The sequence below is a fragment of the Coleofasciculus sp. G1-WW12-02 genome (assembly GCF_040219735.1).
Lineage (GTDB): Bacteria > Cyanobacteriota > Cyanobacteriia > Cyanobacteriales > Coleofasciculaceae > Coleofasciculus.
The window spans coordinates 1-20,993 of record NZ_JAVJRX010000028.1 but is presented as its reverse complement, the minus strand read 5'-3'; the positions used below and the strand labels follow the sequence as shown (position 1 = coordinate 20,993).

General features: G+C 47.1%; 13 protein-coding genes and 2 pseudogenes. 1 reads left to right on the top strand and 14 read right to left on the bottom strand.

What is annotated here, in order from left to right:
• Positions 1-125, bottom strand: a pseudogene (locus tag RID09_RS03695) (photosystem II q(b) protein); the annotation flags it as partial.
• A 125-nt stretch (positions 126-250) separates the two neighbouring features.
• Positions 251-460, bottom strand: a complete 210-nt coding sequence (locus RID09_RS03690) for a hypothetical protein (RefSeq protein WP_446334600.1) — start codon at positions 458-460, stop codon at positions 251-253.
• 712 nt (positions 461-1,172) lie between these two features.
• On the opposite strand from RID09_RS03690, the gene hisC reads away from it, so the two are divergent.
• Positions 1,173-2,258 (top strand): histidinol-phosphate transaminase, encoded by a 1,086-nt coding sequence (gene hisC / locus RID09_RS03685; protein ID WP_446334599.1) that lies wholly within the window; start codon positions 1,173-1,175, stop codon positions 2,256-2,258.
• Positions 2,259-2,867: 609 nt separating this feature from the next.
• Here the strand turns inward: hisC and RID09_RS03680 are convergent.
• From RID09_RS03680 to RID09_RS03625, 12 genes and pseudogenes are all read right to left on the bottom strand, one after another.
• Entirely contained in the window at positions 2,868-3,449 is a 582-nt protein-coding gene (locus tag RID09_RS03680; RefSeq protein ID WP_446334598.1) for a chemotaxis protein CheW, read from the bottom strand.
• 140 nt (positions 3,450-3,589) lie between these two features.
• Entirely contained in the window at positions 3,590-6,859 is a 3,270-nt protein-coding gene (locus RID09_RS03675; RefSeq protein ID WP_446334597.1) for a response regulator, read from the bottom strand.
• A gap of 46 nt (positions 6,860-6,905) precedes the next feature.
• Positions 6,906-10,142 carry a GAF domain-containing protein gene (locus RID09_RS03670; RefSeq protein WP_446334596.1) on the bottom strand — a complete coding sequence of 1,079 codons (3,237 nt, stop codon included), beginning with the start codon at positions 10,140-10,142 and terminating at the stop codon, positions 6,906-6,908.
• Between the two features lie 63 nt (positions 10,143-10,205).
• Positions 10,206-10,715 carry a chemotaxis protein CheW gene (locus tag RID09_RS03665; RefSeq protein WP_446334595.1) on the bottom strand — a complete coding sequence of 170 codons (510 nt, stop codon included), beginning with the start codon at positions 10,713-10,715 and terminating at the stop codon, positions 10,206-10,208.
• Between the two features lie 86 nt (positions 10,716-10,801).
• On the bottom strand, positions 10,802-11,179 hold the full coding sequence (locus RID09_RS03660) for a response regulator (RefSeq protein ID WP_446334594.1): 378 nt from the start codon (positions 11,177-11,179) through the stop codon (positions 10,802-10,804).
• 52 nt (positions 11,180-11,231) lie between these two features.
• Positions 11,232-12,299, bottom strand: a complete 1,068-nt coding sequence (locus tag RID09_RS03655; protein WP_446334593.1) for a response regulator — start codon at positions 12,297-12,299, stop codon at positions 11,232-11,234.
• Positions 12,300-13,042: 743 nt separating this feature from the next.
• On the bottom strand, positions 13,043-15,694 hold the full coding sequence (locus RID09_RS03650; RefSeq protein WP_446334592.1) for a glycosyltransferase: 2,652 nt from the start codon (positions 15,692-15,694) through the stop codon (positions 13,043-13,045).
• 202 nt (positions 15,695-15,896) lie between these two features.
• Entirely contained in the window at positions 15,897-18,359 is a 2,463-nt protein-coding gene (locus RID09_RS03645) for a cellulose biosynthesis cyclic di-GMP-binding regulatory protein BcsB (protein ID WP_446334591.1), read from the bottom strand.
• Positions 18,360-18,628: 269 nt separating this feature from the next.
• Positions 18,629-19,765: an RNA-guided endonuclease InsQ/TnpB family protein gene (locus RID09_RS03640; RefSeq protein ID WP_446334590.1), complete on the bottom strand. Its 1,137-nt coding sequence runs from the start codon at positions 19,763-19,765 to the stop codon at positions 18,629-18,631.
• Between the two features lie 16 nt (positions 19,766-19,781).
• A complete protein-coding gene (locus RID09_RS03635; RefSeq protein ID WP_446334589.1) occupies positions 19,782-20,387 on the bottom strand; it encodes an IS607 family transposase in 606 nt (201 codons plus the stop codon).
• 58 nt (positions 20,388-20,445) lie between these two features.
• Positions 20,446-20,580, bottom strand: a complete 135-nt coding sequence (locus tag RID09_RS03630; protein ID WP_446334588.1) for a hypothetical protein — start codon at positions 20,578-20,580, stop codon at positions 20,446-20,448.
• 169 nt (positions 20,581-20,749) lie between these two features.
• A pseudogene (locus RID09_RS03625) lies at positions 20,750-20,993 on the bottom strand (photosystem II q(b) protein); the annotation flags it as partial.

The window sequence follows — 20,993 nt, the reverse complement described above, 5'->3', positions numbered from 1 at the left end:
AAGAGAGTTGGGATCATCAGTACACCAAACCAGCCGATATACAGGCGGTTTTCGGTGGAGGTGACCCACTCGCAGAACCGATCCCACAAGGATGCGGATTCGCGACGTTGTAATGTGGTTGTCATGGTTCGGATAATTGCTATCGACTTGTTAAGTCAAATGAATGATTATGTCTACTACTTTACAGAGAACATTAAGGTTTGTAAAGGAAATGAGGATTAGCGTTCCTGAATGCATCGATAAGTTTTAGTTATAGTTTGGGCGATCGCACAGAAGCTACTGGGCTTGATTGGGTACAAGCTCCCCCGGCTGAGGAGGGAGGGAAGCCGAGATAATAGGCAGTATGTTTATGGCGCTGCGGCTCCTTCTTTTCGGAAGGATTGCCAGGGTAAGCTCTTAATCGATGAGAATGGGCAAGCCATCCCGCTGCCTGATGGACGCGATGAAGTGTTAACGGCATGGGTGAAGTACCCCAACTTGCTTCGCTCTTATTTGGGGCTTCCAACTAGCAAGCAAGGACGGTCTTATTCGTCTTTGGGATTTCCCGCTTCATCCGCCGATGCCACGTTGGGTACTTTTTTTTGGGAAAAGTCCAGAACTCAATAGGCGTGATGGTCTTACAAGGGCGTCCACAGGCAGCCGCCCGTCTTCCAAAGGCAGTATATTTTGTTAGTCCGCTTGGATGACAGCGGTTTGTGGTTAGAGTTCTAACCGAATAATGCTAATAGGCATCTTGCGCTATTCTTTTGGAGGACGCTAAAAGCGAACGGTGGTCGAGTTCATTAACGCGCAAGGACTACATCTCTATCACACCTGACTCAACCATCTGTCTTCCCATGCCTTAGAAGGTAGACCTAGGTAAGCTATTCTCATTGTACTACAAAGGACTCAGTGCGTTAAGATGATTTGGAAATCTCCGTGCCTCCGATTTCCTGCTGTCCATCCTCACCCTGCTATCACTGAGGGTGAGGACTTCCGCGAAAACTGTTAAGCCGCGATCGCGATCGGGCTGACTCTCTTGAGGAGATAAGGATGAAGCCTTAGAGGTAGCATCAAGAATCAATGACCTGATAGCTCTAATGCCGCTAAAGGACTGGAATGAACGTACTGGCAAATACTTAGAGATGAGCCGATTGGCGGCCTTGACAGTTAAAACAACCAGTTGAATGAAATTGGATAGTAACAAACTAAAAAGTGAAGCAGGGCTAGCCTGTCCATACCTGCGCCCAAGCATTGATGCAATGGTTGGCTACATCCCCGGCGAGCAGCCAAAGCCTGGGACAAAAATCATTAAGCTCAATACTAACGAAAATCCCTATCCACCTTCACCTGCTGCGATAGAAGTGCTGCGAAACTTGGATAGTGAATGGTTGCGACGCTACCCAGATCCCTATGCCTCGGAGTTTCGTCAAGCGGCAAGCGAAGCACTAGGAGTTCCTGCTGACTGGATAATCGTTGGGAATGGTAGTGATGAAGTACTGAATTTAGTGGTACGTGCTTGTGCAGAGCCAGGGCGTAAGGTGGTATATCCCGTGCCAACTTACGTGCTATATCGCACGTTAACGCAGATGCAGTCAGCAGAGAATATTGAAATTTCCTATCCAGAGGACTACTGTTTACCAATTGAAGAACTGGTGGCAGCCAAGGGTGTGGTAACGTTTATTGCCTCACCCAATAGCCCGTCCGGGCATGTTGTTGCAAGCGCCCAGCTACGACAATTGGCTTCAAGGTTGTCTAGTGTTTTAGTGATTGATGAAGCTTACGTTGATTTTGCGGCAGAAACCGCCTTGCCGTTAGTTGAAGAATTCGAGAACGTAATTGTACTGCGAACACTATCTAAAGGCTACTCGCTAGCAGGTTTACGCTTGGGCTTTGGAATTGCTAATCCAAAGTTATTAGCTGGGCTGTTTAAGGTGAAAGATAGCTATAACATTGATGCAATTGCTTGTGCGGTCGGTGCGGCGGCGATGCGCGACCAAGCCTATAAAAATGAATGTGCCACAAAGGTAAAGCGATCGCGGGCCCAGTTGGCAGTAGCTCTCAAGCAATTAGGCTTCCAGTTGTGGCCTTCTCAAACTAATTTCCTGTTGGCAAAACCGCCCCAGGGTAATGCAGAACAAATCTATCTAGCACTAAAGGAGCAGGGGATTTTGGTGCGCTACTTCAATCAGCCTGGCTTAGAAGATAAACTTCGCATTAGCATCGGCACTAATGAGCAAAATCAAATGCTGATAACAGCTTTGATTACTCTAACCTGAGTTCTGTTTAAGCAGCTTGGGACAATGAGAAGTCTAGATGCATTGATGGCTTCTTGGCGTAAATATAGGGTTGTTGACACCCGAAGCAACCCAATCCTGAAACCCTTGCCCATCCAGTGTTTTAGCTTTTAACACTATTTCACGGCTTGGCTCGGATTCCTCTCGCTTATATAAGTTATATAAAATTGCTTCGTCTGAAAAGTTTGACAAATCTGAAATATTGTGGGTTTATCAAATTACGACCTCGCTCCTTCAGAAGGCTTAACTGAAGAACGGGCAAAAAACTTTGCCGAAAAGGGAAGTTGGGCTATTGTCTGAGTATGACTCAATCCCTACTGATTACGTACCCACTCTCAGTACACTTTGCCGATTTCGTTTCATGGATGCATCACCTGTCAACAAGCTCAACTTTCACTGTGAGCAGTTGGTAAAGATTATCAATGAATTTTTCCGGTGAGGTGGAAAATAGGAGCGGAAAAATTTTTTATTATGATTCCAAAATATAATGTAGTGGGATAAAAAATTTTCGACGAGTGAGAGCGGATTCCGCCGGAATCACCGGAATTTCACCCGACTGGCTTACTGAGGAAATTTGTTCATAGGGTAACCTCAATTTCCTCCTGGCAACAAAGTCTGTTGAGACTGAATCAACTGCTCCGGATTGAGCAAAAATAGCGGCGGGTCTTCTGGATTTTGCCTCACCAAAGCACTCACACAGCGAAGATTCCCCTGAGCCATATAATCCGCCGTTAACGGCTTAAACGCCGACTCAGGAACACGCTGTAACGAAGGCGGCGAATCAATCGGTAACCCCACAATTTTGCCAGCTCGGTTCTGCACAATCAGCAGGTAACGTTGCTCAGTATCATCCTCCCATTTCTCCGATGCTGTTCTTGCAGATTCCGCCGCGTCCCTCTGACTAGAACTAAGCGATAACTTTGGCGGTTCAGCCCCCTTAAATATCCGATGGTCTACATCAATCACCAGTAACTCTTGGTCTTGATAAAGAGTTAACCCCACAGCTCCCCCCTGGGGGGCGCCATAAATTTTGCCCCGAGGAATCACTTTTTGCACAGCTCGAATCGGCAAAGCAAAACCTTCCGTATAAAGGCGAAAAACAATTAACTGTTGAGTCGGTTGAGGCTTGCGATTGGTAGATCGTCGGGAAGAAAGCGGAGAAAAAACAGCCATAGTCGGAATAATGAATTATAAATTATGAGGAAGATAAGGGAGATGAGGGAGATAGGGGAGATAAGGGAGCGTTGGGTCAAGACGCGCCATGGCACGTCTGGAACATTCAAAACTCAAAACTCAAAACTCCCTCACCTTTTTTAAACCGGAACCTTGCCCCGAATTAACTGCTCTAGAGTATCTAATAACTCACGCTCATTGTAAGGCTTAGAAAAATAGCCACTTGCACCCAAAGTCATCGCTAACTGGCGATGTTTCTCCCCAGTTCTAGAGGTCAGCATCGAAACAGGTAAATTGCTGAAAGCCGGGTCAGATTTGATCCGAGCCAAAAAGCCATAACCATCCAGGCGAGGCATTTCAATATCACAAATAACCGCTTGTACTTGTAATCCACCCAACAGTTTTTCCACAGCATCTTGACCATCTTTGGCTTGTTCCACCAAATACCCAGCCTTTTCCAAAGCCAACGCTAAAAATCGGCGCACATTTATCGAATCATCAACCACCAGAACCGTATCTCTCTGGGGTTGAGGCGTCGCCACATTGAGTGGACGATCACGACTAGGCGCATCCAGTTGAGGCAATTGCTCCACCAGAGACCCTTCCGTGTCCGGCGTGCGCTCACTCCTCATCCAGCGCAGCAATGAAGCCGCATCCACCAGCGGCACAACCTTACCATCACCAAGAATTGTACAACTAGCAAACCCAGAAGGCATAGAAAGAGGACCTTCCACTTGGCGAATCGCCACCTCCTGCTCACCCCAACAACGATCCACCTGTAATGCAATCAACTGATCACTAGGACTAATCATCAGCACCGTTGGCTCACTAATACTAGGTACACCTTCAGGAGTCGTTATTTTACGGGAGCAATTAAACGTTAACCACGCACCTAAACGAATCAGAGGAATCATCTCCTCTTCCCACTTAAGAACCTCACTACCCGGAGTCGTCAAAATCTGCTCATCATCAAGTAAAAGCATTTCCTCAATCACATCCGTGGGAAATGCCAACATGGTATGATTACTCTCAACCAATAGAACTCGCGCCACAGACAAGGTAAACGGTACCGTGAGCGTAAAGGTTGTCCCCTGACCCGGTTGAGTATCTACCCGGATATCCCCCCGGATTTGCTTAAGATTATTACGCACCACATCCATCCCGACACCTCGACCCGACAGGTCAGTCACCCGTTCGGCGGTGCTAAAACCGGGTTCAAAAATAAGCGAGAGCAACTCATCCTCACTCGCCGCCGCCAGCAGTTCCGCATCCAACCCCATTTGTTCAGCCCTTGCCCGGATTTTATTCAGGTTAATCCCATTCCCATCATCACTAATCGTAATAATCGTCTGGTTCCCCCGGTGAGCCGCTTTAATTTCAATCGTCCCCTGAGCCGGTTTCCCTTGAGACTGACGAATATCAGGTTTCTCAATCCCGTGGTCAAACGCATTGCGAACCAGGTGCATCAACGGATCTGAGAGCGCCTCCAAAATACTGCGATCAATCAGAGTCCCCTTCCCAGAAACCTTAAGTTCAACCTCTTTCCCATGCTGTAACGCCAGATCCCGTAAAGCGCGTTGAAATCGCCCCACCAAATCCGACAAAGGACGCATCCGAACCCGAGTCAGATTCGTTTGTAGCTGCTTAGACGTTTGGTTAAGTTCGCGAACCGTCCCGTCAGTATCTTCCAGACTCAGTTCAATATCAGACGTGACTTCTTGAATCTGGACAATCGTTTCCATCACTTCCATCGACAGCAAGTGTAAGTCGCTGTAATGATCCATCTCCAAAGCATCAAAAGCGCTACTGATATCTGCCAGACTCTCCCCATGTTCACCACTTGAAGCATTCTCCTCAGGGAAACCCGTCAAATTTTGCACCGGTGTCGGACGCCATGAACCGCCCGGTTTTGTCGCCAGAGAATTCACCAGGGATTTTAACCCCGCTGGCACAGAACTGACCCCTGTGGCAACAGTATCATAGGTGGTACGCAGGCGAACATTCGATTGTTCCAGATGGTTAACTCGGCGGCTAAGTTTTTCCATCAAAGTACGCAAACGAGCCAAGTGTAAGCTAAGACCATTACGCTCAATGGTCAGTTCTCCAAACAGATCGTTAAGCCGATCCAGTTGTCGAACTGGAATACGGACTGTATTTTCTGGAGAATCTTTAGTCGCTCTTTCTGCTTGATTCGACGAGGCTTTCACCTCTTGCCATCTCACCTCACCGGCTCTTTCCACGCCAGCATCGCGATCGACAGTTCTCGACAGAGAGCCGAAATAGGACGTTGTAGCCGTTGGCTCAAAAATACCCTCGTCACTAATCAACGGTTCGGCAGCTTCAGTATCTGGATTATAGTCAAACTCAGCCGCCGTTTCCGCCGCTTCCACAAACTCAGTGTCTGAGGTATAGTCAAACTCAGCCGCCGTTCCCGCCGCTTCCACAAACTCAGTGTCTGAGGTATAGTCAAACTCAGCCGCCGTTCCCGCCGCTTCCACAAACTCAGTGTCTGGATTATAGTCAAACTCAGCCGCCGTTCCCACTTCTTCAACAGATTGGGACTCTGAGCTATAACTGTCAAATTCAGCAACCCAATCCTCTTCCACCAACTCAGTAGCAGGCGTCGGTGTTACAACAACTCCCGGCACTTCGATATGAGTCGGCAAACTACCAACTTGATTCACCAAAACCAGCGCTTGCGATCGCCGCCAAGCTTGAAGCGCCGCCTTAGCAATCTCTCGAACCTGATTGGGAGCAGCTTCCAGGCTTTGAACCACCGACTCACACAAGCTACTAAAAGCCTCTAGCTGTAGCATCTCGCCCAACCCCCCCAACTCTTGGGCAAGAATCGAAACCTCTTCCTCTAAGCAAGGCGCTTGGGGGTCTTCCACCACCGATTCCAACCGAGCCAGACACCCCTCCACCTCAGTTTCAAACAGTAAAGCCGCAACATTCGTACCATCTTCCGCCCCCAGCATACTGTTGGCGTCTTCCTCAACCGGATCACCCAGGCGTTCATGTAGCTGATCAAAAACCGGCGTCGCTTGAGTCGAAACCCAATCAGGGTCAGCATCCGTTCCCTGGCGATTAAGAGAAAGCACGCTGGAGAGACGATCCACCGCCCCCAACAACAAACCCTCAAGTTCAGCATCCACATTCAAGGAATTCCTCTGAACCTTCATCACCTTAAACGAATCCTCCAGACGGTGAGCTAGATGACTCAACGTCTGATACCCCATCATTCCCGCACCCCCCTTAACCGAATGAGCCGCCCGCAAAATCGAATCCATTTGCTGACTCTCTATATGGTTCCCAGCTAAACCCAGGAGTGCCGATTCAATGGTGTCCAAATAATCCTGGGCTTCTTCGAGAAACTGGAGCTGAATTTCAAGTTCCTTGTCCTGTGACATGGTAGAAACATATCTTATAGAGTATGAAGTGTAAAGTTTTGTAACTTTACCCTTCTGTACCAACGTTGAACGCACCCACAGATGCCTGCAATTCCTCCGCAATCCCCACAGTATCTTGGAGAGAGCTAGCTACTTGACGAGTCGAATTCGACGTGCGTTCAGAAAGACGAGCAATATCCTTCATCAACTCAGTAATCGCTTGGCTAGTTTCCGCTTGAGACACCGTAGCCGTCGAAATCGACTGCACCAACTGATCAATCTGGCGAGACACCTCTAAAATTTGACTCAAACTCTGCTTAGCATCCTCAACCAGATGAGTCCCTTCCACCACCTGAGACGTACCCAATTCCATCGCCTCAACCACAGACGCCGTTTCTTGTTGAATATTCTCCACAATCTGTTCAATCTCTCGTGTCGCTGCAGCTGAGCGAGCCGCCAATTCCCCAACTTCTTCAGCAACCACAGCAAACCCTTGACCTTCTTCCCCCGCTCGGGCAGCCTCAATCCCAGCGTTAATCGCCAATAAGTTCGTTTGCAGGGCAATTTGGTTAATCAAAGACACCACTTTAGAAATCTGTTGGGACGATTCACCCAAACGCTTGACTTTTTTGGCAGTTTCTGCAACAGTCTCCCGCAAATTGAGGATATTCTTCACCGAACGATCCATAGCCAGTCCCCCGGCTTCAGCCGTCGTTGAGGCAGTGCGAGCCACAGCCGCCGCTTGACGGGCATTCTCTGCCACCTGTTGAATCGAACGAGTCATTTGCTCAACCGAATCCAGAGTACGAGTGATTTCCTCCGCCTGTTTAAGCGCCTCCTCCGACAGTTGACGGATTGCCCCTTCATTTTCACCTAAGGACGTATTCACCTGAGTCGCGGCAGTTTTCACGCTTGTAACAATTCCCCGCAGACTTTCAATCACAGCATTAAAAAAGTCAGCAACCGTGCCAATTTCACCCACAGTCACATCCGCCCGCACAGTCAAATCCCCTCGGGCAGCACCTTCCACATCAGAAAGCAACTCTAAAAGCTGAAGCTGGAGAGATTCCTTTTGTTGGCGCTGTTCTTGAGATGCCAACTCCGCCTCAATCCGGGCTTGTTCCCGCTGTTCCAGCAGATTAGCTTGATCAAGGGCAAAACCCACTTGAATCGCCACCTGCTTAAAGAAATTAATTTCTGCCTCCTGCCAGCGGCGCGAACTTGAACATTGATGAGTAACCAAAAGTCCCAGTAAATTCCCCTCTGCCAGAATCGGCGCGACCAAATTCGCCTTAACCTTGAAGGGTTCGAGCTGACCAAGGTAACATTGATTCAAGTCTGCCTCATAAATGTTTTCATTGCTACTGACATGACCCCGCTTGTACTTTTCCACATATTTGTCAGCAAAACAGGGGTCAGCAATATTGGCACCCAGAGCTTTGGGGAAGGTGCGACCCACTGATTCAGCCACGATAGTGCCTTGCCAGTTAGCATCAAACAGATACACAATAGCTCGGTCGGTGTCTAGAGTTTGGCGCACACCTGTAATCGCCGCCTCGTAGATTTCTTCAACATTGAACGACTCCCGAATGTTAGAGGTAATATCGTTGAGTTGCTCAGCCAGTTCAGTAGCAGTTGCTTGCTGTTCCAACAGCGCCGCTTGGTCGAGGGCAAAGCCAATTTGGTCAGCAATTTGGGAAAATAGATCCGTTTCTGCCTCTAGCCAGATGCGGGGTTTGGAACACTGGTGACCACAGAGTAAGCCATAGACTTTACCCTCTCGGATAATCGGTGCCATCATATAAGCTTTAACCGACAGTTCCGAGAGCATGGTGTATTCCCAATCGCTGCTTTTCGTATCATCAAGGTTATCACCGATACGAACCTGTCGATCGCTGTAGGCTTGAGCCATATCCCCGTCGTTTGCTGTCGCTTTAAAGGATTGTCCCCGAACTTTGCTCCAACCGGGGGCTACGGCTTCTGAAACAAATGTACCACTGTTGGTATCATCAAAGCGGAAAATCAACACGCGATCTGTCAAAAGTGCTTCACGAACCGCCGTTACAGCCATTTCCAGAATCTCTTCAGCTTTAAGCGACTGGCGAATCCGGGGAATAATATCATTCCAGCGCTGCACACGTTCAGCTTCAGCGGCTTTTGATGACGCCAGAGTAATACTACTTAATGAAAGACCGACTTGGGTCGCTAATTCTTTGAGGAAATCGATTTCCGAAGGTTGCCACACGCGGGTATTGGCGCATTGATGGGCAACCAATAGACCAATCAGAACGTTACCCGATACAATAGGCACAACCAAATTAGATTTGACCGAAAGTCGGGCTAATAGCTGAAGGTGAGCTGGAGAATAACCCGTTTGCTGAACGTTAGATGTCGGGACAACCCGCCCTTTGCGATACTCTTCTAGAATTTTTCGGGGAATGCAGGGGTCTGTAATCTTGTCCATCAGCGCCCTGGGCCAACCGGGATCAACGGATTCAGCAACAATACTGCCACTCCAGTCCGGTTCAAACCCATAGATTACCACCCGATCCGCATTGAGTTGTTTTTTAGCTTCCGTAACCGCCCGATCAAATAGAAATTGCTTATCCCCTCGACTCGCCGCATTGACCGTTTCAGCATAGGTTCGTAGCGCCAGGGCGGACGCTTTTTGCTCTTCCAGAAGTGTCTGAACTTGAGAAACCATGCGATTAATATTAGAACCCAAACTGGCAAGTTCGTCTTCTCCTGCGACACGGAGACGGGTATCCAAATCCCCTTGAGCCAGTTTCTGGACAGCGCTGGAAGCCTCAAGAATTGGTTCAACAGCACGTTTAGCCAGTAACACAGCGACAATACCCGCTAACAAAGCCGTTATACCCGTTCCCCACAGCAGGTTTGACAGAGTTTTGCTCGACTTGTCTATTGCGATTTCTTGCTTAATAGTTTGGTTAACCACAACATAGTCCATAACCCCAATTCCGAGGACGGGGACGACGCTAATTGTTACCGCGCAAACTGTGGCTTTGGTCGATAACGAAAGTCGCCCCCACCATGAACCCGTTTTGGCAGACCCGTCGGTTACAGAGGCAGGAGTTGCACTGACTGGAAAAGTCGGAGCCACATTCATTTTATCCTGGAAGTCGGCACCGTAAATGGAGCCATTATCCCTCACGCTATTACTCTTGATAGTATCTGGAATTTGGTTATCACCATTGCTGGCTGTATCGAATTTCTGAACCATGAAACAAGCACCATTGTGTGATAATAAATTGGCAATGAGATAGAAAATTGTAACAAAAGCCATTTTTTCCCGAACTCCCACCAAAGCTATCTGGAGCCAAGAATTCAATCGCTCTATTCTGTTTACTTATCGCTGTGCGTAACCCATAATTGCCTCAGTATCCAGAACCAATAAAATTTCTCGATCTTGTAAAGTACATCCGCGTAAATAGGGAACCAAACTCGATGACACTTGACCGTGGGGCGATTGAATAGAATCCGGTGTAAGACGCACCACACCTTCAACAGTTTGGACAACTAGCCCTAAAGACCCTGAACTATTGCGGATAATGATGATGCTGTATTGCTGAACATTCGTCAGAACTTCTGGTAACCCTAACATCTTGCCCAAATCAATCACCCACAAAACGCGAGAACGCCGATTCAGCAATCCCAAGACATAGGGGGGCATATTTGGCATCGGTGTCAGTCGTCCCGGTGGCAAAACGATAACTTCCTGCGCCCGACTCATTGACAAAACAGCCGATGTTTTTTCACCTAACTGAAACCTAAGGTACGTATCTCCCTGATTTTTCGCGTGCCGGGTTTTTTTCGGTAAGAGAGCGAGTGTGTTTGTCAGGGTGGGTAAATCTGGCATAATTTTATTTATGGATCATTAGTCATTGGTCATGAATTATCGGTTTTTCCAATAAACAAACGATAAGAGACAAATGATTGACTGTCCTACAGAGCGACTGATTTTATGGCACGTAGAATTTGTTCGCGGGTAAAGGGTTTAGTCAGGTAGGCATCGGCGCCTTGTTTCATCCCCCAAAGGCGATCAATTTCCTGGTTTTTAGATGAACAAATTACTATGGGAATCTTTTCAGTAACGGGATGAGTCTTAAGCCTACGACACAGCTCAAAACCGCTCATTCCTGGCATAACTACATCAGTAACAATTACGTCTGGCTTTTGCTCCAAAACCTTGTTAAGCGCTTCTTTCGCACCAATTGCATTGATAACGTTATAGCCACTTTCCCTAAGATAATGGCTCATTAATTCCAGTTCCGACAAAGTATCTTCGACAATCAAAATTGTACCCATTAAAGTTTTGCTCATCGCTCACCTATCCTCATAAATTAATGAAAAATCAATTCATTATCATCCTCAGCTAAGATAAGTGTTTAAACACCATCTTTAGCAATTCGGATTGGTTAAACGGTTTGGTCAAGTAGCCCGATGCTCGGACTAACTTTGCCTTGGCTCGGTCTAGAAACCCAGTATGACCTGTTACCATGATGATGGGAGTTGTCTTGAAAAGCGAATGCTTCCGCAAGAGAGAACATAATTCATAGCCATCTAAGTTAGGCATTTCAACATCCAGCAAAATCAGGTCAGGCTTAATCCGAACAACTTGCATTAATGCCCTTACCGGGTCATTAATCATGACTACCGAGAAGCTTTTATCATCCAAAAAAGAATTAATCGCATTCAATACCGTTGTACTATCATCAATACAAGCAATCGTGTACGTGGTTTTTTTCTTGGCAGTAGTTTGAGTTGCACCCGCACTGCCACTAGCGTTTGGAGATTTATTGGCTAAATTTTGGCTAGGTTTTTGAATTAACTCTAATTTGGTGGGAGTGCTATTTTGAGCCGAAGCATTCGGAGGAGCGCTAGACGCCGCATTGACGGATTCTGAAGATTGCTGGCGTCGCAATTGTTCGTGACAGCGTTCAACTAATGTTCGTAGTTCAATGCGACAGAACTTAGGCAAATCCCCGAAGTTATCTTGAGGCATTAATTGGTAAGTTCCTTCTCTGACAGGAAGCAGCGAACGAATAACCTCTTCCGCCAGTTCCTCGATGAGAGTTGCGGCTTGGGCTGAGGTGAGATACTGTTGATTGACTAACCAGTTAATAGCTTGGTAATCTGGATTTTGACTCGACTGACTCTCTAAGTCGGACTCAAATAACAAGCGAACCTGAACCCGAACAGCACTGACAAGTGTCGGAATTTCACGAGAAAGCTGACGCAAATGGCGGTCAAGCCGCTCGAAGGGATCAACTGAATCTGAAGCATAGATTAGCTTACCCTGTTCTAGATGGATTGACCAAGACACAGATCCACTCGATATTTGTAAACAACCATTAGCCTGACGACTAGATAATTGTGCTAATAACGAGAGCGGGTTTAGCCTTTGAGAAGATCTGTAGCTAGCCATAGAAATGGTGTTCATGTGTATCTACCTGGGTCTCATCCAATCGTCGCAACTAGAATTGTTGACTCACGCCCTTACAAAGTACTTTTCACTTCGGAATCACGTTGCCACTCAAATAAGAGCATTTCAAGGTTTAATCAGAGCTTCCGGTTGCCGAAAAATACTCTTCTTGATCAGCAATGACCAACAATTCAGCCTTATTGAACTTTTGGCATTTTTTTATCCCTGTTCCATCGCCCGGACGGCGATGGAAAAGTTTTCTCTTCAGGGAGTAGCTGCATCCCGAAATGAAGGGGTGATAAAAAAATCGCACCTAAGCGGGCAGGCGTGACTCTTTTACTTAAAATTAGATCACGCTTGTGCAAAAAAGCATGGGTCAGAGTGTCTATCAAGAGTCCGCTCTCAACATGGAGATATGCTGGCTTTCGTCACGCAAGCTGTCTTGTTCGCTTTGTTTCAAAGTCAATAAGAGATAGAGCTAAACTAAAAAGCGGTAATGCATCCTCTGGCAACAAAAAAATCTCCAGTTAAGGGTAGATTTACAAAAGCAAGGACTTCTTATGCATAATTTTAACAGAATTTTATTATAAACTAGGTAAAGCGATGATAAATTATTTAATAATTATATAAAGAAATTGTGGACACCTTTATTTATGTTTCCCGGTATAATAATTTAATGACTGTTGAGGTTAAACCGAAAATCCTTTAAAAAACTACCGCAAATAAATATTAAATTATGCTAAAAAGTTCCCGAAATTCATTTATTCAATTGTTTTCAAAAGCCGTTGAATCTTGGGTTGCTGCTGTCGTTTTAATGATTCCGGAAAACTTAACTCCATGGCAATTCGGTAAGCCGGTGCATTGGTAATCTGTTCCAATCGCCCTCCTGTCGGCGTTGGCACCAACTCTTCTATCATTTCCACCTGAGCCAACAAACTCTGAGGCTGAGGGGCATCTTTATCTTGACTCACCAGTAAACCAATCAGCGGTCGGGTTTGTTGCATGGTTTCCAGGTTCAAAATATGGTGTTCATCGAATTCCAATCTTAAATCCTGGGTACCGATTTCCATCACTCTAGCCGTATAAGAGTGACCTTCCCACCCGTCCCAGTAAAGCTGCGCCACAGCCTGAACTTGTTTACGTACCGTGCTTTTGACACCCATCTTCTCCGCGATCGCCGGACGGAATTCCACGAAGACGCGCTTAATCGAGGTAACAATAAACTTGAGGGATTCCCAAGGATTATCCTCCTCGGCGCGGCTTTGGGAAAACCACTCCTTCACCTCCGAAAAAATCACCAAAGTCAGATCATCGATTTGAGTGCGGCTAAGATTGATAAAATCAACAAAAATCTTAGCCTGGAGTTTACTCGTCGCGATCGCCCGGAGTACCCGAGCATTCAGTAACACCCGCGCCCCGTAGTCTCCCACCAACTCAATCTTGACTTCATCCGGAATATTAGGCCACTCATCCAGCAGAATCTGGGCACCGGTTTCACTCACATCAACTGTCATCCCCGTCCAACGGCTACCCCCACTATGAATAATCGCGGTTAAGTTTCGTTGCAGACGGTGCGCCCGTCGGAGTTGGGGTTGCTCGAATGCCACCAGAACCGCTGCTAATAGCAAGAACAAATTAAAGATACACCACAGAGCATTAATTAGAACCGCCTGAGTATCTTCTGGACTAAGAATTAACCAAAAAGGTAAAGTAAGCAAGGATGCCGAAGCAATCGCACTGACAATTACCAAATACCGCACCGACTCAAAATCAAAGCTGCGCTTGGTCACCGAAAGCCCTTTATCGGTCACATTAAACGAACCAAGTCCGGGATTCACTACAGCTAAAAGAGTGACAATCCCCGCCTGGAATGACATGGCAAACTCAAAAATCTCGTTCCAGAAGGAAAAGCGCACATGCTTGTAAGGAATGTGGTTAGTCTGCATCGACAGAACAATGTGAGGCAGCGCATAAAATAGAGTTTCTAGCCCCAAACCTTTAACCGAGTTAATCCCAAACAATAAAAATAGCGGCGGCGCCAGAGCATACATCAGGCGAGGATAGCCATAGAAAAAGTGCGATGTGGCACTGAAATAACAAATCCGCTGGGGAATCGTCAAATTCAGTTTCGGGTTGATTAGCGGATTCTCCAAGCGCAGAATCTGAGCCATACCCCGCGCCCAACGCACTTGTTGACCCACATAAGCCGAAAATTTCTCCGGCGCTAAACCCGCGACCATAATTTTGTCGTAGTAGAAAGACTTATACCCCAGCGAATGCAGCCGGAATGCCGTGTGACAGTCCTCCGTCACCGTTTCTGTAGCAATCCCACCGATTTGCAGCGCGTACTCTTTGCGAATTACCGCCGCTGAACCACAAAAAAACGCCGCATTCCAAAAGTCATTCCCTTTTTGCAGTACCTTATAAAACAATTCGTTACCCACCGGAATCTTACCCTTAGTGAGCAAATTTCGCTCAAACGGGTCAGGGTTATAGAACCAGTGAGGCGTCTGGACAAAAGCCACCTGGGGATCAAAAAAGAAGCCGATCGTATGCTTCAAAAAATGTTTGACGGGCATGTGGTCACAATCAAGAATTAACACCAAATCGCCCTTTGTCCGGCGAAACGCCGTGTTAATATTCCCCGCTTTGGCATGGTCATTATTATCCCGCGTCAACATAATTGCGCCTAGTTCTTCACAGGTTTTGTATAACTCGGCACGACGGGCTTTATACTTTTCGGCTCTGCCATCATCTAAAACATACACCCTTTTTTTGTCCGCTGGATAGTCAATGGCGAGGGCGCACAGCGTCGTTTTGCGGACAATTTCGACATCTTCGTTATAAGTAGGAATATAAATATCAACACTGGGCCACTGATCTTCGGGATACAGGGAAAGGTCAACGGGTTGGCGGTCTTTGATTTTGAGTGTTTGAAAATAAGCGAGAACCAGTGTGGCAATGGCATAAAGTTCCGCCACAAATAACAATAAACTGAATATGCCATTGATCCAGTCATCCAGATTCAGGGTATAGTTGACGCGGTAATAGAGATAGCGCACCGTGGTGACTAGACTCAGTAACACTAAAAATAAATGAATATACTCACTCTTTTTTTTAGTAGGCTTTTGTCCTTCCATCTGTAGGGCAAAACGACCCACCACCAGAAGAAAGGCAGCGACCAAGGCTTGTTGCCAGATTGCCGGACGAGCCGTGATTAAGGGATGGAGCAATAACACCAGTGACCCAATTAGTAAAAGGATCTGATTGTTGGAAAGCCACTGGAAAATCCGGTCAAAGCAGTTGGGCAGGTGGTCTACCAGCCAATGGGTTAATTGTTCACGCTGTTGTGGCGAAATCCAAAAGCGTGTACGACTGAGCTTCGACTTACTTTTTGAGGATGGACTCGTCATCGGGAATTAGTCCTTAGGAATTAGTCATTGGTTATTGGTTATGGGTTATTAGTCATTGGTTATTAGTTATGGGCAAAAATACAAACAACTGAGCGAGGGTCTCAATCTACTGTAATAGTGCTGAGATTTTTCCCACACCCCACACCCTACACCCAGTCTCCGCTTTTCAAGCGTTCTTAAGAGCCCTTCAGGACAAACCCCATTATTTCTCCTGACCAGCAACCCGCTTGAGATAGAGCTGAACAAGGGCGTAAAGGATCAGCGTTGCTGCCACCAGAGCCGGTCCCAACAGGAACCAACTTGTCCCCAACAGTCGGAGAACTCGGTTGGGCAGCGGCGTTTTTTCCACACTTACAAGCGGTTGTTGCTTGAAAAAATCAAGGTTGTAGGCATTTGGGCTATAAGCATCAGCTCCTTCAGAATTGGCACTAATCAGGACAGTATCATCCTGAATTTGGAAGAATAAAGGATCGTTGTGCAACAAATCCTGCACTTGTTCAAGACCTTTGTCCGTTTGAGCAGCAAGAGCTAATAGCACCCGTTCGTCATTCCAAGGAGAAATAATTTCCTTGACAACGCCATCATCATCGGGAGACGCCTGAATCTCGCTATCGTCTAACTGGCGCGTCAGGGCGTCCCTCAGTTCAAAGCCACCTGCTGCGAAAACCTCTGGGAAAGGAAAATCCTTTTCGATGCCAACCCCTACTAGATGGTATTCTTCACGCACCTCTTGTGGCAACATATCGGCGGTGTAAACGGTAAATTGAACCGATTCTGCCTTGGTCAATCGTCCCAATCTGGCACTAAATTCCAACGCCGTCATCACATCGCCTTTTGAGGGAGTCTTGGGCAGAACTATTGCCATCTGGGACAAATCCTGAGGTGCGGCAAAGGGGTAACCGAAGGTGAGCAGTTTTAGGTCAGGGAGTTGGACAGACGTTGTCCGGTTAAGTTTAAAACTGGTATCGTTATGCAATGTACCCCAGAGCTGTTGGTCGGTTACCTTGCTACAGGAACGCCGTTCCCGCGCATCCAGACGGAAATCGACCTGGATTTTTGAGGTAGGTTTGATTCGGTCTCCAGGCAGGTCAATTTTCAGTGTCTCGCGAGTGCCACCATTGATGGACGTGAGCCGTTTGCCAATCAGGGCGACATCATCTAGCTTCACTTCCACTAAGGACGTTTTGGCATTAATTTGCGGTCCATAGCTGTAAACCAGAGTCATGGAGTTCCCTGACCCAAATTGGTCATCGGGTAATGCCCGAAAGTCAAATTCAATGGGTGGTGAATCCGAACCCCGAACGGTTATATCTTCAAAAGGCTGACCATTGCGGTTTGTCAGGTCAGACAGTTCAAATTCCTCTGCCAGGGGCAAATAGCCGGGCCAATCACGGGGCGGCTCTGAAGGCACAGCATCCAGGTCTTTCACTAAAATAGTTTGACCTGTACCAATCTTTTGGTCTTTGGACTGCACCAAAAACTGGATGGCTTTTTTCACCCCTTCTTCGCTATTACCCGTTGCCACTAGCACCGGGGCGACATCCTCTGGGGTAGTCGAGAGCATCAACACCCCAACATCGGGCGGTAAAGCTTTCTCTTTTTCATCCAGAATTTGATTATCCTTAATCGGCATGGGCAAAGCCAGGGACTTCAAGGCGCTTTGCTGTTCTGGAGTACCAATAATGACTAACTGTTCAGTTAACTTTACATCGTCAACCGTTTTAACCAGGCGAGTATTCAGGCGGCGGTAATCAGCGAGCCGACCTAAGGAAGCTTGGAAGCGACTGGTTGCCGTCAGCCACGTCTGGTCAACTTTAGACGGTAAAAGGTAAGTAATCTGATTGGGTTCTAAGCTGAGTTCGTCAAAGATTGGGTAGGGATAGCGATTAAAGTCTAGGGCAATAGGTTGGGGGTCGTAGTCAAAGGTGATTTTAGAATCAGGCAGAATCTCTGTCCACAGGGAAGGGTCGTAGGGGTCTTGGGTACAAGTGGGAGAATTATTTTGCAGCGCGGCAATGGTAATTTGGTTATAGTTCTGGAGTTGTGATAGCGGCACATCAAATACCGCATTGCCAATTTCGCCCTCCTCTTGGCTGAGTGGAATACTGCCAATGGTCGCCCCGTTAATCATTACAGTCAGATTGGAGCGGGTGGCATAGAGAGCCGGGGAATGGCGATAGCGGATCAGGGCCTTGACGGATTTGATCTTCCATTGGCGGGGACGGGTAAATCCCAGCCGTGCTTCGTCATAGATACCCCGCAAGCTGAAGCGAGAGCCGACGACTGGGCTACGGTTGAATTCTAAGACATAAGGGTCGCCTTGGGGCGCTGCCTTAACTTGTGGCGCTTGATTGTGCGGTGATGGTAGATCAAACTCTTGGCTGGAGCGTTCTTTCTTCTCATCAACCGCGCCTTCCCGATACGTCTCAGTCGAGGGGGTGATCGCGGGGGAAGCTGGGGCATTACTCTGAGCCTGAGCCAAGGTAGTGGTCAAGGCAAGGGGAAACGTGAAGCCGAGTAATAACAGTAGGATTAGATATTTTCGCTGGAAGCGGTTTTTTGGTGTTGAGGGGAGTTTGAGTTGAGTAAAGCGACGGTTGTGTCGGTGTGAATTTCGATTACTCAAAGGTAGATGGGTCAGTGCCTTGCGAAGAAAGCGTTTCATTAGTTGGAGTCTTGAGTCTTGTGATAAAATACCGCGTTATGAAATGCCACCCCGTTTTCCGCAATGTCCACAGGTTAAATTCTCAGCCCACACTGTACCCGAAGGGTAAGTGTGCAGTAGTTGACGCCGAGAGAGGACTTCAACTACTTGATACAGAACTTCTATAGGTCAATCCGGAGGCAAGATTATGCTTCGAGTCATTAATCCTCGCTTTCAGCGAGGGCTTGTAATCTGAAAAATACTTGGTCCTAATGCTCGTGCTGACGGTGTTACGCTGTACAACCCTGAACAAACGGGGCATACGCGATAGCGATGCTTTGACTATTAATAGCTAAAGCAAAGGAGCCGTCCCTCAAAGCCCGGATCATAATGTTCCGAGCGCCGCCCCAATCTCTGTCATGTTCATGACTACAGTTGGGGCATTTAAATGTTTTAGAGCCGCCTAGCTTGTTGTGATTGAATCCACATTTTGTACAAGTTTTTGAGGTGTACGATTCATTGACATCAATCACCACAACACCACGCTTGTTTGCCGATTGTTTAAGATGGCACTCAAAACGGTAGTGTCCCCAAGTCAACATTTGTCTAGCTGTTTTTGTATGCAGCTTGCGTTTGGACTTAACCACCATTTGAGATGTCTCAAACGTAGGCAGAAGGATGACTTTGTATTGACGGGTTAGGTAGTTGGCTACTTGTTTGTGGCATTCGTCAACTAAATTGCGGATTCTGATTCTCAGCCTTGTGGCTGCTCTTTTGTAAGAGCGCTTTTGTTTTCTGCTAGCTAGAGCTGCACGTCCCATGAGTTTGTCAAGGTGAGAACACAATCTTTGGATGCGTCCAATGTCTGCCTTACCAAACTCGACAAATGAGTCTCCATCATAGCCTGTCAAAAACGTTCGCACACCCGGATCGAGCGCGATTACCTTGTCGAGAATTCTCGGTTCAATCTCTTCGATTACCGGAATACAAGCAAACCATCTTTTTCTATCTCTGACAAGTTGCGTTGCCAACTCCACTTGCTCTGGTATTGGTTCAGATGCTTTAAAGCTTAAGCCCTTAGTCAAAGACGGAAACCATGTTTTTCTCTTGAAATTTACCTTGTGAAATTTGATGGCTTGAGACAATTGACGACAGCTTCTAAAGCTGGCTTCACCTCCTGCAGATGTTGCTTGCCACCAAGCGTCCCAAGCGTCAAAGATTGCGTTTTCTTTAGGATGAGATGGTGCTGAGGCTACCCAGTCCGGCAAGCTTAACCCATTTACATAATCCCTTAAAGAATATGCACTAGTTATTTTTTCACCGTCTTTTAAAGCGGCGATCGCTTTATTGTATACATACCGCGTCGCCGCTAACCAAGACTTCCATTTCTTCTGCAATTCGGGTTCCGGATACACCCTAATCTTCAACGTTTTGTTTGGCTTTCTACCCTTTTTCTGGTGTCTGGATTTCTGCTTGTAGCTCTTGCTTGATTTGGTTTTCGATTCTTCGGATGGAGTAGAGACGACTTGAAAAGCTGTGGAGAATTGCGACGATATCTTGTACCAATTCGGCGTGGGGAGAGAGACTAACTTGGTTGAGAACCACGATTTTGCACTCAAACTGTTCGCATATCCATTCGATGATATCAAAGCCGAATCTTGCCAGTCTGTCTTTGTGGGCAACCACAATAGTCTCGATATCGCCTCGCAGAACTCGTCCCAAAAGGGTGACGAGTCCTTTCCTCCTAAGATTGAGTCCTCCTGCCACTTCCTTAACAATTTCAGCGCCAGGGTAGAGTGCTGATAGTCGTTCAACTTGTCGATCAAGGTCTGCTCTTTGTGGTCTTGTCGAAACGCGAGCATAGATAACAGTGGTGCGTCCTCCTGTTGGCGAGGATTCTTTTTTGATGAAGGTTTCGAGATCGTAGCGCCTTTGACCCGACGGCGTTCTGACCGTTTTAATTTTTCCAAGTTGTTCCCATCTTCTGAGGGTTCGCAGACAAACCCCCAGAGTGTTAGCTGCTTCATTAGGTTTTACATACTTTGCCATGGTAATTAGCCTATCTCAGTATGTATTAATTGTCCAGCTTTGTTAAGTGAATTAGCGATTAGAGGCACGCGCGATCGCGTCCTTTCAGCAAGCCAAACACAAAAGCCGTCCCCGTTTGCGACACGGCTAAAAAAAACGCAATCCCGCAATCCCCCGATCGCGATAAAGTAAAAAAGCGAAATGTGGGCTTCATTTTTCTATCTTAATCGGGGAGTTTGAGGGTATTCTTGCGCTCCAGGATGATAAACACCAAAAAGCGCCCCCCCTTTATGGGAGAGCGCTTTTGGTGTTTATTCAGTTAAGGTGACGCGAACAGTCGCATCTGTGTTACTTGAAAGTCGCGCCGTCCTCTTTGTTTCTGATTAGCCGTTGATGCTAGGAGCAGTCAGAGCTACCGGGGTGGTTTCACCCGCCGCCAAGTCTAAGGGGAAGTTGTGAGCGTTGCGCTCGTGCATGACTTCAAAGCCTAAGTTGGCGCGGTTGAGTACGTCTGCCCAGGTGTTGACTACACGACCTTGGGAATCCAGAATCGACTGGTTAAAGTTGAATCCGTTGAGGTTGAATGCCATGGTGCTGATACCCAGTGCTGTGAACCAGATACCAACC

Coding starts and splice junctions, on each gene's coding strand:
- RID09_RS03660 (WP_446334594.1), bottom strand. CDS start 11,179: ATGAGCAAAACTTTAATGGGTACAATTTTGATTGTCGAAGATACTTTG.
- RID09_RS03655 (WP_446334593.1), bottom strand. CDS start 12,299: ATGAACACCATTTCTATGGCTAGCTACAGATCTTCTCAAAGGCTAAAC.
- RID09_RS03670 (WP_446334596.1), bottom strand. CDS start 10,142: ATGGCTTTTGTTACAATTTTCTATCTCATTGCCAATTTATTATCACAC.
- RID09_RS03680 (WP_446334598.1), bottom strand. CDS start 3,449: ATGGCTGTTTTTTCTCCGCTTTCTTCCCGACGATCTACCAATCGCAAG.
- RID09_RS03665 (WP_446334595.1), bottom strand. CDS start 10,715: ATGCCAGATTTACCCACCCTGACAAACACACTCGCTCTCTTACCGAAA.
- RID09_RS03675 (WP_446334597.1), bottom strand. CDS start 6,859: ATGTCACAGGACAAGGAACTTGAAATTCAGCTCCAGTTTCTCGAAGAA.
- RID09_RS03635 (WP_446334589.1), bottom strand. CDS start 20,387: ATGGCAAAGTATGTAAAACCTAATGAAGCAGCTAACACTCTGGGGGTT.
- RID09_RS03630 (WP_446334588.1), bottom strand. CDS start 20,580: ATGAAGCCCACATTTCGCTTTTTTACTTTATCGCGATCGGGGGATTGC.
- RID09_RS03690 (WP_446334600.1), bottom strand. CDS start 460: ATGCCGTTAACACTTCATCGCGTCCATCAGGCAGCGGGATGGCTTGCC.
- RID09_RS03645 (WP_446334591.1), bottom strand. CDS start 18,359: ATGAAACGCTTTCTTCGCAAGGCACTGACCCATCTACCTTTGAGTAAT.
- RID09_RS03650 (WP_446334592.1), bottom strand. CDS start 15,694: ATGACGAGTCCATCCTCAAAAAGTAAGTCGAAGCTCAGTCGTACACGC.